The organism is Puniceicoccus vermicola (assembly GCF_014230055.1).
In the GTDB taxonomy this organism is placed as follows: Bacteria; Verrucomicrobiota; Verrucomicrobiia; order Opitutales; family Puniceicoccaceae; genus Puniceicoccus; species Puniceicoccus vermicola.
The window spans coordinates 1-13848 of sequence record NZ_JACHVA010000137.1; the positions used below are offsets into that span (position 1 = coordinate 1).

Here is a 13848-nt window from a genome sequence, read left to right on the forward strand (position 1 = left end):
CTCCGCCGGAGCGTCTTGAGAGCCGTTTCGCAATCGGAAGAGTGTAGCGTCCTTCGCGGAAAATGATCGGTGGGGCTCGGCGTTTGCGACACAGGCTGGCAGCCTGTGGTACTTCTGTAGGACCGGAGCTTTAGCTACGCCCATCGCGGTGCCCCTCCGCCGGAGCGTCTTGAGATCCGTTTCGCAATCGGAAGAGTCTTGCGTCCTTCACGGAAATGATCGGTGTGGCTCGGCGTTTGCGACACAGGCTGGCAGCCTGTGGTACTTCTGTAGGGCCGGAGCTTTAGCTACGCCCATCGCGCTGCCTCTCCGCCGGAGCGTCTTGAGATCCGTTTCGGAATCGGAAGGGTGTTGTCCTTCACGGAAATGATCGGTGTGGCTTGGCGTTTGCGACACAGGATGGCAGCCTGTGGTACATTTGTCGGACCGGAGCTGCTCTCGCTTTGCCGTTCCCGTCTTGAGATCCTTCCGGTATAGGTTCAATGCCGAGCGAGATAGCGGGCGATCTGCTTGTTAGCGGATGCGATGAAGAAAAATTAATCCGCGGTTCATTTTGAGCTAACCGCATGGAGGTAGTCTGGGCGCGATTCAAATTTTGACCGCTAACCACAATCTACCATGAAGACTGCTCGCCAAACTCGCACCCTGCCTCCGATTTTCAAAATCCCATCTTCTCCCCCAAGTGAAAAAGGGATGAGCTTGGAGGAAGCGGTCGATTACGCACTCTCCGCAGAGGGGTCTGGATTTCGCAAAAGGCTGGCGATGGAAGCCGGGCGGGCTTCGGGGCTCAGCCTCGCGCAGGCGGGCGATTTGGCGGAGGGCATCGAGATGTTTCACCATGCCTCGCTCATTTTCGACGATTTGCCAGCCATGGATGACGCTTCCGAGCGGCGCGGCCGGGCCTGCCTCCACCGGGTTGCGGGAGAGGGCGTTTCGATTTTGGCCGCGTTGGCCCTCGTCAATCGGGCCTATACCCTTTGCTGGAAGGTCGCGGCCGATTTTCCTGCTCATTCCCACGCCGCTTCCCGGTTGGTCGATCTTTGCATCGGGGAATTGGGGCTCCTGACGGGTCAAGCGCGTGATCTTTCCTACTCCCGGGAGAAAGGGCCTGACGAGGTGCGGGCGATCGCCGGGTTGAAAACCGGTGCGCTTTTGCGGCTGACGATTCTTCTGCCCGCGATTCTCGGGGGCGTTTCCTCTCATGATCGATTGCTGCTCTTTCGGGTGGCTGATGCATGGGGCTTGGCCTATCAGGGCATGGACGACTTCTCCGATATGATGGGAGAGGCCTTTCCGACCGGGAAAACCGGGAATCGGGATGAGAAGCTGGATCGTCCCAACCTAGTCCTTGCCCTGGGAGCCGATCAGGCGGCTGCCGCAGTGAGTGCGGCGTTGCGGGAGGCAGAGGAGAATCTGGAGACGCTCGGATTGCGGTGGGGAGGACTTGCCGAGTTTCACGCGCTGCTCTGCCAGAAAGAGGCCGAAGTCTGCCGCGCTCTCGACGCAGCCTGAGTGAGCGGACGATGAGTTTTCTCAAATTGATTTTCACGAACCTGCGCCGGCACCGAGTGCGTGGGATCTTCGGGGTGGCGGGTATTGCCTTTGGCGTGGCCGCGATGCTGACGGTGCTGGCCGTGGTGCTTGGCGCAATCGGGATGTTCAGCAATATTCTGGAAAGCGACAGCCAGTACCTGGTCTTCGAACGGGATGTCTCGGATCTGTTTTTCAGCAGTGTTCCGGCTTCGGCATGGGAAGAAATGGCCTCGATGCCGGAAGTGAAAGGGGCGCATCCGGTTCTCTTTGGAATTGTCAATTCCCCGGGGCATCCGGTGATCACCTGCTTCGGGTTGAACGCGACGAATCCACGGGTGCGCCAGGCCGATTGGATCGCGGGGGATCCAAGCTCCTTCGGAAAGGAGGATCAGACGGTCTACCTCGGGGTGCGGGCCTCGGAGTTCCTCCATGCGGGCATGGGAGACTCCGTCGAGATCGGCAAGGGGACCTTTACGGTCGGCGGAATCCTGAAGACGAAGAACGGTTTCGAGGATGGCGGCGTGTTCTTTCCCCTCTCTCTGGCGCAGGAGTATTTCCACCGCGAGGGGTTGGCTTCCATTGTCTCGGTCAACCTGACGTCAATGGACGATGGGGAAGCGTTCAAAAAGCGGGTCGCCAAAGCGTTCCCGGACCTCGAAGTGCTCGCCAGTTCGGAGTTCAACAGCAGCTACAGTCAGTTTAAGATTCTCACCGCGACCGCGTGGGCGGTCGGACTTTGTTCGTTCCTGCTGGGTGGAATGAGCGTGGCCAACACCATGACCCTCTCCGTGTTTACGAGAATCCGGGAGATCGCCATCCTCCGGGTTTGCGGATTCTCCCGAAGTCAGGCGGCAGGATTGATTCTCGGAGAGGGCTTGGTACTGGCGTTTTTTGGAGTCCTTCTCGGACTGGGCAGCGGGATCGGGTTACTGGGGATTCTCCACGAGGTGCCCCAATTGCAGGGCTATATCCAGGCGGACGTGTCGCTGTGGATGGTGATCGGCATCAGTGTGACGGCCCTGCTCACGAGCCTGGGAGGATCGATTTATCCGGCCTGGTTTGCCAGCCGGATTCAGCCTGCGGAGGCGTTGCGTTATGAATGATTGGATCATCGAGGTCGATGGAGTGAGTAAGAGCTTTGATCAGGGGCGGATTCCGGTGCTGACCCACGCCAGCTTGAAGGTGCGGGAGCGGGAGCGGGTGGCTCTTTGGGGATCGTCGGGATCGGGAAAAACGACCCTGCTGAATTTGATCGGTGGTCTGGAATTGCCGGATCGGGGCACCTTGAAGACTGGTGGCTTGGATCCGACAAAGGATCGTCCCCGTCTCGACCTGCGGCGACGTATCGTGGGATTCGTGTTTCAGCTCCACAATTTGATCCCGTATCTCACCGTGCGGGAGAACATGCTGATCCCAGCGGTCGCGCTGGGAGTCGGAAAAGACGAGGCCGAAACCAGGGTGAAGGAGCTCTTGAGATTGCTCGGGATGGAGCACCGGATTCATCACCGGATGCAGGATCTTTCGGGTGGCGAACGGCAGCGGACGGCGATCGGCCGGGCGTTGATCAATCGTCCCCGCATTCTCTTGGCCGACGAGCCCACGGGGGCGTTGGATGAGAGCACCGCCGACCGGGTTTTCGGGTTGCTCAAGGATCTCTCGCGCGAAGTGGGGGTGACCGTGGTGATGGCGACTCACGAGCGGCGGTTTGCCGAGGCTTGTGACCGCATTTACCGGGTGACCTCCGGAAGGGTCGAGGAGGCCTGCGCGTAATGGAGCCGGACCTCCTCTGGAGTCGCCGCCTCCAGCGTGCGACGGGGATCTACAGCCTGGGTTGGTTGTTGTTGGCCAATCTGGTGGGACTTTGGCTGGCCACGCTCCTCGTCTGGCCGGGAGCGGGGAAGTGGGTCGGAGAGCTCACTTACGGGCGATGGATGCCTTTGCACATGGACTGGCAGCTCTACGGCTGGTGTTCGCTGCCACTGGTGGGGTTGTTGATGAGCTTTTTCCTGAAATCGGGGGACGGTGCAGAGGTTCATTTGGGATTTCTCTCTTGGTCGACGGCCCTGGTCGTGGGCGGGGCTTTGAGCCTTCTGGGGGTGGTCAGCGGGAAATTGTTTTTGAACTGGGCCGGAGTGGGGCGAGTGGTCTTCCCCGCGGCCCAGGTTCTTCTTTGGGGTATTCTTGTCGCCGCCAGTTGGAGACGTTGGCGAACCTGCCGACGGTGGGATCGGGTTCAATCGCTTCATGCGGTTCTGTTGATCGTCCTTCTCGCGTCGCCGATCGCACTCTTCCTGACCTCGGGTTCCGAGACGTATCCTCCCATCGATCCCGAGAGCGGGGGAGCGACCGGGCACAGCCTGCTCGCTTCGAGTCTCGGCATGATTGGAATTTTTGGAATTCTGCCCTGGGTCTTGCGGGTGCCTCGGGTCGGGGCCGGGCGAAAAATCGTTCGCGTCTACGCCGGGGCTTTCATCGTATCGCTGGGCATCTGGGCGGTGCTCGATCACGGGAATGCATCGAATCGATCCATCGGGCAGAATCTCGGACTGGGAGTTTTGCTCGGATGGGTTCCGCTCACTCTGGCTTACTATCGTGCCTTCGCGTGGCAGGGGGCCATTCGCCGCTGGCTCTGGGCCTTTCTGTTTTGGTGGGGACTGCTGACGCTCACCGGATTCATCACCTTTCTACCGGGAGTTCTGGATTGGCTGAAGTTTACGAACGGTCTCGTCGCCCACGCCCATTTGGCGATGGCCGGGATGGTCAGTGCCCTGAATATGCTCATCCTCGGATCTCTGGGAAAGAGCGGGAAGGGGGATCCGTGGGCGGATGCGAGTGCGTTTTGGATCTGGCAGGTTGGGACGCTCCTTTACGTGGTTTCGATGATGGTGCAGGGGGTGCGCGAGGGGCTGGATCCAACGGTACTCTTCGGTCCGAATCCGACCACCGAGGTCTTTTATCGCTTCCGATGGTTTGCGGGGGTTCTGCTGGTCTCGGCCAATCTTCGCTGGATCTATTGCTTAGCGAGAGGCTGGCTGGTTCGTCCGGTCGTGGCGGAGGTTTTGGTGAAAGGAGTCTGTCGTGGCTAATAAACTACTGTTTCTCTACTGTCTGCTCGCCGGCACAATGGACGCGTCGACCGGCCTCCTTCTCATGACCGCTCCCGAGTTTACATTGGGATTGATGGGGATCCCGTCAGTCCACCCGGAAGCGATGGTTTTCATCCGCTTCGTGGGTGCATTTGTGTTTGGTGTGGGGTCGTTGTATTGGCTGGCTCTTTGGCCCGTCTGGAAGTCGGGAAATTGGGAGTGGGTGCGATCTTGCCTGCTCGCGACGGCGTGGTTGCGGTTGGTGGTATTTGTCTTCGGTTGTGTAGCCATCGGCACCGGAGCGCTCTCATTGCAGTGGGCCACCGTGCCGCTCTCCGATGGGCTGTTGGCGATTCTGCAGGGTTGGCTCGTTCTGACGGGAAAGGTGCCGGGCGATGAATAGTTCGTTGACTCGGTGGCTCGGTCAATCGTGGCGTCCCATCCTTTTGGTGGCGGCGGTTTACCTCTACTTTCTGATCTTCTCCCAGTTTGGATTTCTGCATCGGGTCTCGGATGTCGTGGGAGGAGATTCTCAGGACGTGGTGCTCGGGATCATGGGGATCGCGGGGATTCTCGGAGCGCTGATCTCCGGGATTCGTTATCGGGCCGAGAGGATTCGGATCTTTCTGGGCAGCGGTTTCGTCGGGTCGGCGGCGTCGGCATGGGCCGTCGAGGAGAGTCATTCGCTCATGGCTTTCGCGGTGGCTGCTGCAGTTAGCGGGTTTTCGCTGGGGGCTTTGACGGTCGTGGTCGTCGGCTTTCTCCATGATTTTTGCTCGAAAGCGCGAATCGGGCTTCTCTGCGGGTTGGGGACGGGGTTGGCCTACTTCGTGAGTAACCTCCCGTTCGTCTTCAACGCCTCCCCGGCGAATCATTGCCGGGTGGCCGCAGTCGTGTCGCTCGGGGGATTGGCTGTGTTGGCCCTGAGCCCTCTTGCCACGATGATGCAACCATTGGAGACGTCTCCGGAGAAGTCTCGGGCGCGGGGATGGGCGTTGGCTCCGTTCGTCGTCGTATTTCTCGTCCTCATTTGGATGGACTCGGCGGCCTTCTCGCAAATTCAGGAGACGCCGGATCTGAAGGCGGCCAGTTGGTCGGGCGAGGGAAACCTCTGGTGCATCGGGGTGACGCATGGTCTTGCGGCGGTGGTCGCGGGCGTGCTTCTCGACCGGGGACGTTTCCGGTGGGTCGTGGGGCTCGCCTTTTTGGGATTGGGAGCGGGCTATCTTCTGCTGGGTGCTCATGAATTCGGACTGCTACCTTCGTTGGTCTACGCGGCGGCGGTTTCGTTCTATTCGACGGCCTTGGTCGCCTTTGCGTTGACCGAAAGGACCGGATTCCGAGTCACCGTGGCCGTGGGGCTGGTCTACGGCGTTTCCGGTTGGCTTGGCTCCGCGATGGGAATCGGGATGGCGCAGCATCTGGGAAGAGTTCCGGTGAGTTCCTGGATGATCGCGGCGGTTTTGTTGTTTCCCATCTTGGTGGTGTCGAGGCTCCGGAAGGCTGCTCGATGATCGGTCGATGGTTGTGGTATGGGGTCGTGGGGGCGTCCGCGGTGCTGGGATTTGGCTATGCTCTCCGGGATCGGGTGCAAAGTGTCGTGCCTGACAAATCGATCGATCTCGTGGCCCGCGGGCGAGAAGTCTACATCAGTGAGGGCTGTATTCATTGCCACTCGCAATACATCCGACCCGTGGGGATGGATACGGAGCTCTGGGGACCGCCCACATCTCCGGACAAAGCCCTGGCACAGAGTCCCGTTCTCATCGGTAACCGTCGTCAGGGCCCCGACCTCTCGACCGTGGGGAGTCGCCTTTCTCCCGACTGGAACCGGAGGCACCTCATCGATCCGCCGGGAATCGTCAAAGGTTCGCGGATGCCGTCGTTTGCCCACCTCTTTGACGGAGAGGAATCGTCGCGAGGGGAAGCCCTGCTCGCCTACCTGGACAGCCTGCGGGCGGAGAAGCGGATACAATGAGACTCAGTAGCATGTGTGATCGTTTTGAACGTTCGGAATTGATTGCCTGTCAATCGTTTAAAGAATAGTTTATTGAGGCTTTAGGAATGAAGATATTGTTGGTAGAGGACGACCAGAAGATCGGTCGATTTGTCGAGAAAGGGCTGCGGGAGAACAGTTATACTGTGATCTGGAGGCGTACGGCGCGGGAGGCCAGCGACAGCTTGAGCGAGAGCGGGTTCGACCTGATCATTCTCGATCTGGGCTTGCCGGACGGGGATGGTATCGAGTTGCTGAGGACGTGGCGGAACAGCCGCTTTGACGAGCCTGTTTTAATCCTCAGCGCCCGGGGCTCGGTCGACGATCGGATTCAGGGTCTCAATATCGGGGCCGACGATTACCTTCCGAAACCATTCAGCTTTGAGGAGCTCCTGGCGCGGGTTCGTTCGCTCTTTCGGCGGAAGGGAACCGCGAAGAAAACCTCGCTGGAGCATCGGGGAATTGTCATGGATCTCCTGTCCCATTCGGTCACTTTTCACGGGGAGCCGGTGGAACTGACCAATCGGGAGTATTCTTTGTTGGAGCTTTTCCTTTCGAATCGGGGAAGGACTTTAACTCGCACTCAGATCGGCGAGAAGATTTGGGAGGCTCATTACGACATGCAGACTAACTTGATCGACGTCTATGTGCGCAAGTTGCGGCAGCACTTTGATCAGGGGACGGATGGACCGTCCATCATCAAAACGGTGCGCATGGTGGGCTACGTGATGCCGCAATGAAGTCGCTGACCAGCCGCATGACGCTTTGGTACGCGCTCATCGCGACCGCGACCGTGGCCGTCATCCTGACCGGAGGTCGATTTTATCTAGAATACAGCCTGCTCCGGGGGATCGACTTGCTCAACGCGGTTGAGTTTGAGGAGATTCGCTCACGCATCGAGGAACAGGGTCCGGAGGCTTCGGTTGCGGACCGGATTGCCGCGGTTCACCAACACGCGGAGCTGGACGCCTCACTGTACTTTTTTCAGGTGGCTGACTCGGACGGGGAGATTCTCTATCGCAGTGCCAATCTCGGGCCCTATCAACTGCCGGAGGCACTGCACGGTCATCCGACGATCAGCTATGAAGATCCGGAGCTGGGATGGATCCGGTCGATGGAAGGGCAGGTCGGAGACCTCGATGTGCACGTAGTCTCTTGGTTGGACAGCACCCACGCTCTCTTCGACGACTACGAGCGGGCCAGTTTGTTGGTGTGTGGAGGAGTCTTTCTGCTCAGTCTGACCTTTGGCTATTTCTTGAGCCGATTGGCCCTGCGGCCGATTGCTTCGATTCAGCAGACTGCCCAGAAAATCAGCGCCTCCCGGTTTAGTGAACGTATCCCCGTTCCCAATACTGGGGATGAGGTCGAACGGATGGCCGTTCTCCTCAATGCGATGCTGGACCGACTGGAGTCGGCCTATGAGCAGGTAAAACGATTTACGGCGGAGGCTTCGCACGAATTTCGCACGCCGCTTTCTATCGTGCGTCTCCAGGCAGAAAAGCTATTGAATCAACCGAGCCTCGATCCGGAAGAACGGGAGAAGTCGTTGAGAGACCAGATGGAAGAGATCGAACGGTTGAATCAGATGATCGATGACCTTCTCTTTCTCGCCCGGTCGGATGCCGGGGTGATGCGTCTCGAAAGTAGGGATGTGTTTCTGGCCGAGTTTCTGGAGGATTTGCAGTGCGACGTGAATTTGCTCGCCGAAGAGCAGGGGCTGCGTTTCGTCCTCGATCATCCCAAGAATCTGATCTGGAAGCTGGATCCGGTCTTGATCCGACAAGTGCTGCTGAATTTGATCTCGAATGCCTTGCGGTTCAGTTCTCCGGGAATGACGGTGAGGTTGGCCGTTTCGGTGCGGAAAGAGTCGTTGGTCTTTTCGGTCGAGGATGAAGGGGCAGGCGTGCCGGAAGAGAAATTGGGACGGATCTTTGACCGCTTCGAACGACTGGAGCCGGAGAGTGATTCCGGGTCCAATGGACTCGGCCTGGCGATCTGCCGAAGCATTGTCGAGCGGCATGGGGGAAATGTGGGGGCTCGTAACCGACAGGATCGGTCGGGACTCGTGGTTGAGGTGCGGATTCCGTTCCGCGGCGACGTATGAGCGGGCTTTGGATCGGATTGGTTTCCGGATTGCTCCTCCTTGCGGCAGGTTTGTCTTGGCTGGGCTGGGGGCGCTCGGCCAATTGGCGAGAGGTCACGGGATGGAAACGTTTGTCGGAAAGATCTCTCGAATGGTTTGCCGAGAGCGGGGTAGCCTTTGCAGCGGAGGAAATGGCTCCCCAATTGAAGTGGTGGGGCCACGCCACGGTGCAAGTCGACTGGCAGGGTACGACTCTCTTGACCGATCCGGTCCTGTCCTCCCGGGTGAAGGTTGCGCCGCGGCGATTTGACGATCCTCGTTGGGAGAAGGGCACAGCGGTGGACGCGATCTTATTGACCCACGGGCATATGGACCATCTGGACAACCCGTCGCTGGAAGCACTGGCACCGACGAAACTATTGATCCCGGCAGGGACGGAGAGATTTCTCAGTCGGGCGGTTCGGGAACAACACGACGTGGTCCCGGTTCAGTTAGGTGAGTCGCAGACCATCGGAGCGCTGGAAGTCATTCCGGTTCCAGCACAGCACGGAGGTTGGCGTTACCCTTGGCAGCAGGGATACTTCGCCTGTGGATACATCGTTCGAGCGGAAGTTGAGACTCTCTATCTGGCCGGGGATACGGCGCAGGGGCCGCATTTCCAAAGAATTGGGGAGAAGTTTCGTCCGCGTTTAGCCGTCCTGCCGATTGGCGCCTACTCCCCGCAGTGTTTTTTGCAGAAGCGGCATTTGAATCCGGAAGAGGCTCTCGACGCTGCACAAGCCTTGGGTTGCGATTACGTGATGCCTTGCCATTTCGGCACCTTTCGCCTCTCCCTCGAACCGATGCACGAACCGTTGGGCCGATTTGCGAAGGCCGCGGAGTCGCGGCGGCAGAAATGGATCCTTCCCGTTCCGGCTGAGGAATCGTGAAAGGGAATTTTCCTGTCGCAAGCGTGGAATGGCGAGAGCCATTTTGTCCGATGAGAGGAACGACGAAAGTCATTTCTACGGGATTCGTGGAGAAGTTCAAATTGGGTTGGAACCTCTCGAAACGGTTGTCCGGTGCTACGCTTTATTAGCTTCGCAGGGCACAGCACCGTTCCGCTCCAAATTGGTTGGAGGAAAGGGCTCTCTGTTTCGCGCTGCGAGCGACGCCGGACGAGTCCGCACTTTTTTGAAGCCGTTGTATTCAGGAGCGCAGTCCTTTAGGCTGCGTTGCGTGGGATCGGATCGGTATTCGGTGTGTTATTCAATCGGCGTCGTGATTTCAAACGGCGCGGCAGCGCAGGATCGCATGCTCTCCACGGAGAGGCAATGGTAGGGACTTCGCTTGCGGAGTCCTCCGGCGGCCGAGGACTTTCCGGTTTGCAGGATGGATTCCGGACGTCCGCGTTCGCCGCAAGCAGCGACCCTACGATGGAGATCGTTTTCACCGTGTGGAGAGGAATGGCGAGAGCCGTTTCTCCATGCGCTTTTCAGGATTTCTTCAACGTTCCCTCAAGATGGAAATGCGGTTTCACTTCGGGATCGACGGTGAGGAGGAACATGCGGATTTTTTTCAGCCCCCATTCCCGGTAGTCGAACTCACTGGAACCCTCAATGACAATGCGCTCGCCCGACCGAGTGACCGTAAAGGGAACTTCGATGGGATGGGACTCGCCGTGGAGGGTGAAATCGCCGGTCGCGATCTGCTCGTTCGGCTTCTCCCCGGCATTGATTCCGGTCAGGGTGAATTCGGCCAGCGGATAAGACTCGCTGTCGATCCAGGTTTTCATCTTTTTGTCACGTTTAGCCTCCTCCGAATCGAGAGAGTCGACGCGGAACGTGCAGTGGGCGGCGGTGATGGCCAGGGTCTGCGGATCCACGTCGATCTCGCAGTCGAAGTTCTCGAGGAGGGTGCTGAAATCGTGGAAAGTCGCATGGCAGTCGGCGGAAAGAGAGGACTTTGCCGTGTCGATTTCGAGTGGAGTCGCCGTAGCCACGTAGACTGCGAGTAAGGAGAGGATGAGAGAAAGCGGAAGTTTGTACATGCGATCATTCTGCCCGAAAGGCGTGAAACCCGGGTGAACTGAAAATGAATTTTAGCTCATTTTTGGCAGGCGATACGATTGAGCTGGATTCGTCGGGTCGTCGATTATCGTTCAGATTCACCGAGGGTGGAATCGTCTTCTTGTTACCTTTTCCGGATACGCTACGGTCTATCTCCTCTGGCTGAAGACTGGACTTCCATGCATTCGGACTTTCGACATTGCATCGAACCTCTTTCGAAGTTCGATATTTGGTTTGTTCAAAGGACGTGAAATTAGGTATAAAACGCCTAATTCTCGCCGCAAGGGTAGTCTATGCTAAGTTGACCAGAAGGCTTTGTCGTCGCCGGAATGATTTCGGCTGGAGGCTCGTTTGTTTCCTTTAGCCATGACCGGATGCGCTGTCTGAAATGTTTTCGTATCGTTTGATACGCCTCTTCTTCTATCAGGTTTCTTAATTCGTAAGGGTCAGCCTGGAGGTCATACAGGTGGGTTTCTTCATAAACTTTTGCATGAGGAGCTGGCTTTGTATCCTTGGGGATTGAAACGGCATATTTCCATCGGTCTGATCGTAGCGCCCGCCCGGTCCGTACGTTGTTGTCTCCAAACTGTATATATGATTCTTTTGGCCAATTCCTTCTTTGGTGTTTTAGCAGTGGAAGTATTGAAAGGGCCTGCATGGAATCTGGAGGAGCGATGCCACATGCATCGAGTAGGGATGGAGGGAGATTAATAAGGCCGGTTGCCTCTCGTAATTCACCGCCGCCATCGAACTCTGTGCCCCAGAGCGCGAGGGGAATACGCACTGAGCTTTCATGTGGCGTCCGTTTATACTCGGCGTTCCTCGTCTTGAAGTGACACCCATGGTCGCTGACAAATGCGGTAATCGTATGATTCGCGATCCCCAGCGAGTGAACCGCGTCCATCAGCCTTCCCAAGGCCTCGTCCACTCGTTTGACCATTCCGTAGTATCCCGCTATATGTTGAGCGCTACTACCCCCGAGCGCCTGTAGGTCTGGAGGAGTCCATCTTCCTGTGAAAAATTCCTCATATCCTGGAGGTGCAGGGAAACTATCATTGGTATTTTGGTGATGAGGCTCCAATAATGACAGGCACAGCATGAACGGTTGCTCGTTTTCGGCCGCCCTCTTGTCTATATAACGAATCGCAGCATCCGTCATCGCATCGACTCGATAGCCGGGGAGTCGGACGGGTTCGTTTTTCTCGTTCCAAAGTATTGTACTGAACGGTCCACTGGTCGTTTCCACCGTATTTGCTGCAAGCCAGTCTTGGTATCCGCCCCTGTATTTTTCTTTCACAGGTCCCTTTCCCTGATCTTTCCCTGCTAAGTGCCATTTACCGATATAACCTGTTCTGTAGCCAGCTCCCCGATAGCACTTGGCTAGCGTAATGGCGTCTTTTCTCAAACAGTTTCCATTTCTCCATACTCCGGTCTCGGTCGAATATTGACCTGTTTGAAGGCAACTACGTGCCGGACCACACACAGGCTGACACGTAACTGCATGTTTTAGAAAAGTTCCCTGTCGTGCGTAGCGGTCAAAATTAGGCGTCAACCCAAGAGGATTACCGTTGAGTCCTAAGGTATCCCAGCGCTGTTGGTCTGTGAAAAAAATAATGACGTTTGGTTTCATTGCCGTAGGTGTTAAGCATCGCTATCCGATGCATCGAGTTTGGACCCCTTTCAAGAAGACCTGTGAAAGATAAAAGGGCGCCTTGTGCATTCAGCGATAGTTGGATAGCCGCCCTTCCTGGAAGTCGACCTCAAGCCAAGGGTCTTTTGTTTTAAGCCGCATTTCAGTCAGTTGTGCTCGGTACTCTTCGACGATAGGCTGAAGTTCGGGGGCATCGACCAGGTTGGTTGTTTCCTGTGGGTCAATCTCGAGATCGAACAAGGCTTCCGGCCAGTGGTTTTGCAGTCGGTCCATGGGACGACATTGAGCCCCGCCAGTCGCTAGAATACTTTGATAGCTCTTGGAATCGTATAAGTCTGTGGCCATTGGTGACCGGACGTCTGGAGCCAAGCATCTCAAGTATTTATACTTTGGGCCTCGTGCAGCTCTATACGGAAAGTAGTTTGCTACCCCATGAAACGTATGAGAATCAAAAATGAGCTCACGCTCTAAGCCCGCGCTACTGGTTAAGAGCGGAATCAGGTTCATTCCGCATAGGTTTTTCGGGTGATGTTGATCGGGCACGTCCATGGCATGGAGTATGGTCGGTAAAATGTCAGTCCAGTTGACTGGGGTGTCGCAGTATTGCCCGGCTCCCAATGCTTTTGGATGGGCGATGATTAATGGGCAATGGTGTCCAGCTTCGAACGGGCTTGCTTTCGCTCCGGGAAAAGGCATGCCGTGATCAGAAAGCAAAATGATCATGGTGTCATCACGATGGCCGTGGCTGTCAATTTCTTGAATGACATCTCCCACAAACGAGTCAAATCGAGATATGAATCGATAGTAGTCTGCCAGATCCTCTCTAACACCCGGAGTGTCTGGTAGATATTCAGGAACAGGGATAGTATCCGGTTCGTAGTGAATATCGACATCCTTAAACTCAGATGGATGAATCGACTTGTCGAAGTTCTCTTCAGTGCGGTGTGGATATCCCGATGCGCAGTGCATGTAAAACGAAGTGCCACTGATTTCCTTTAAGCAGGTCCGGACGTCTCTAGTAACGCTGCTGTTGGAGAAAAGTGGGTATTGGGGTGACGTCGTTTCGTGCCAAGCCGTAAATGGATAAACGCGAGGCGGGGCAATGTGTGTTTTGCCTGCCAGGCCGCTCTTCATTCCCGCGTTCTTAAGAATTGCAGGGAGGCTCACAGCCTCCTCCCATGTTCGAAAATTGTGAAATCCGTGGCTATGTCCATACTGACGGTGCTGGTGGCTATACATGCCAGTCAGGATATTTGCCCGACTGGCCGCACAGCTTGGGGTTGTGCAGTAAGCCTGATTGAATACGGTGCCGCGTGTCGCCAACGCATCGATATTGGGAGTCTTGATTGTGGGGTCTCCGTAGCAACCAGCAATAGGAGACCAATCATCCGCAATGATAAGTGCTACGTTCATTTTACTATCTCAGGCAATTGGATACGAGCCGGAGCGCG

General features: G+C 56.8%; 13 protein-coding genes. 10 read left to right on the forward strand and 3 right to left on the reverse strand.

Annotated features, from left to right (window positions below):
• The first annotated feature begins 618 nt into the window (after nt 1-618).
• The 10 genes from H5P30_RS19410 (at nt 619) to H5P30_RS19455 (ending at nt 9627) form a co-directional block, all read left to right on the forward strand.
• Nucleotides 619-1512, forward strand: a complete 894-nt coding sequence (locus H5P30_RS19410; protein WP_185694576.1) for a polyprenyl synthetase family protein — start codon at nt 619-621, stop codon at nt 1510-1512.
• Nucleotides 1513-1523: 11 nt separating this feature from the next.
• Nucleotides 1524-2636: an ABC transporter permease gene (locus H5P30_RS19415; protein ID WP_185694577.1), complete on the forward strand. Its 1113-nt coding sequence runs from the start codon at nt 1524-1526 to the stop codon at nt 2634-2636.
• Nucleotides 2629-3303, forward strand: a complete 675-nt coding sequence (locus H5P30_RS19420) for an ABC transporter ATP-binding protein (RefSeq protein WP_185694578.1) — start codon at nt 2629-2631, stop codon at nt 3301-3303. Before H5P30_RS19415 ends, H5P30_RS19420 begins: the two co-directional genes overlap by 8 nt.
• Entirely contained in the window at nt 3303-4619 is a 1317-nt protein-coding gene (locus H5P30_RS19425; RefSeq protein ID WP_185694579.1) for a hypothetical protein, read from the forward strand. Before H5P30_RS19420 ends, H5P30_RS19425 begins: the two co-directional genes overlap by 1 nt.
• The gene (locus H5P30_RS19430; RefSeq protein ID WP_185694580.1) at nt 4612-5022 is read left to right on the forward strand and encodes a hypothetical protein; all 411 of its coding nucleotides are present in this window, start codon (nt 4612-4614) and stop codon (nt 5020-5022) included. The genes H5P30_RS19425 and H5P30_RS19430 overlap by 8 nt, the downstream gene beginning before the upstream one ends.
• On the forward strand, nt 5015-6133 hold the full coding sequence (locus H5P30_RS19435; RefSeq protein ID WP_185694581.1) for a hypothetical protein: 1119 nt from the start codon (nt 5015-5017) through the stop codon (nt 6131-6133). Before H5P30_RS19430 ends, H5P30_RS19435 begins: the two co-directional genes overlap by 8 nt.
• Nucleotides 6130-6597: a cbb3-type cytochrome c oxidase subunit II gene (locus H5P30_RS19440; RefSeq protein ID WP_185694582.1), complete on the forward strand. Its 468-nt coding sequence runs from the start codon at nt 6130-6132 to the stop codon at nt 6595-6597. The genes H5P30_RS19435 and H5P30_RS19440 overlap by 4 nt, the downstream gene beginning before the upstream one ends.
• Nucleotides 6598-6683: 86 nt before the next feature.
• Nucleotides 6684-7355, forward strand: a complete 672-nt coding sequence (locus H5P30_RS19445; RefSeq protein WP_185694583.1) for a response regulator transcription factor — start codon at nt 6684-6686, stop codon at nt 7353-7355.
• Nucleotides 7352-8719: a HAMP domain-containing sensor histidine kinase gene (locus H5P30_RS19450; RefSeq protein ID WP_185694584.1), complete on the forward strand. Its 1368-nt coding sequence runs from the start codon at nt 7352-7354 to the stop codon at nt 8717-8719. Before H5P30_RS19445 ends, H5P30_RS19450 begins: the two co-directional genes overlap by 4 nt.
• Entirely contained in the window at nt 8716-9627 is a 912-nt protein-coding gene (locus H5P30_RS19455) for an MBL fold metallo-hydrolase (protein ID WP_185694585.1), read from the forward strand. Before H5P30_RS19450 ends, H5P30_RS19455 begins: the two co-directional genes overlap by 4 nt.
• A 545-nt stretch (nt 9628-10172) precedes the next feature.
• Here the strand turns inward: H5P30_RS19455 and H5P30_RS19460 are convergent.
• The 3 genes from H5P30_RS19460 to H5P30_RS19470 all read right to left on the reverse strand — a co-directional run bounded on the left by H5P30_RS19460 (nt 10173) and on the right by H5P30_RS19470 (nt 13810).
• Nucleotides 10173-10727 (reverse strand): YceI family protein, encoded by a 555-nt coding sequence (locus H5P30_RS19460; RefSeq protein ID WP_185694586.1) that lies wholly within the window; start codon nt 10725-10727, stop codon nt 10173-10175.
• 287 nt (nt 10728-11014) lie between these two features.
• Complete coding sequence (locus tag H5P30_RS19465) at nt 11015-12376, reverse strand: sulfatase-like hydrolase/transferase (RefSeq protein ID WP_185694587.1); 1362 nt, start codon at nt 12374-12376, stop codon at nt 11015-11017.
• A 90-nt stretch (nt 12377-12466) separates the two neighbouring features.
• A complete protein-coding gene (locus H5P30_RS19470) occupies nt 12467-13810 on the reverse strand; it encodes a sulfatase family protein (RefSeq protein ID WP_185694588.1) in 1344 nt (447 codons plus the stop codon).
• Between the last annotated feature and the right edge of the window lie 38 nt (nt 13811-13848).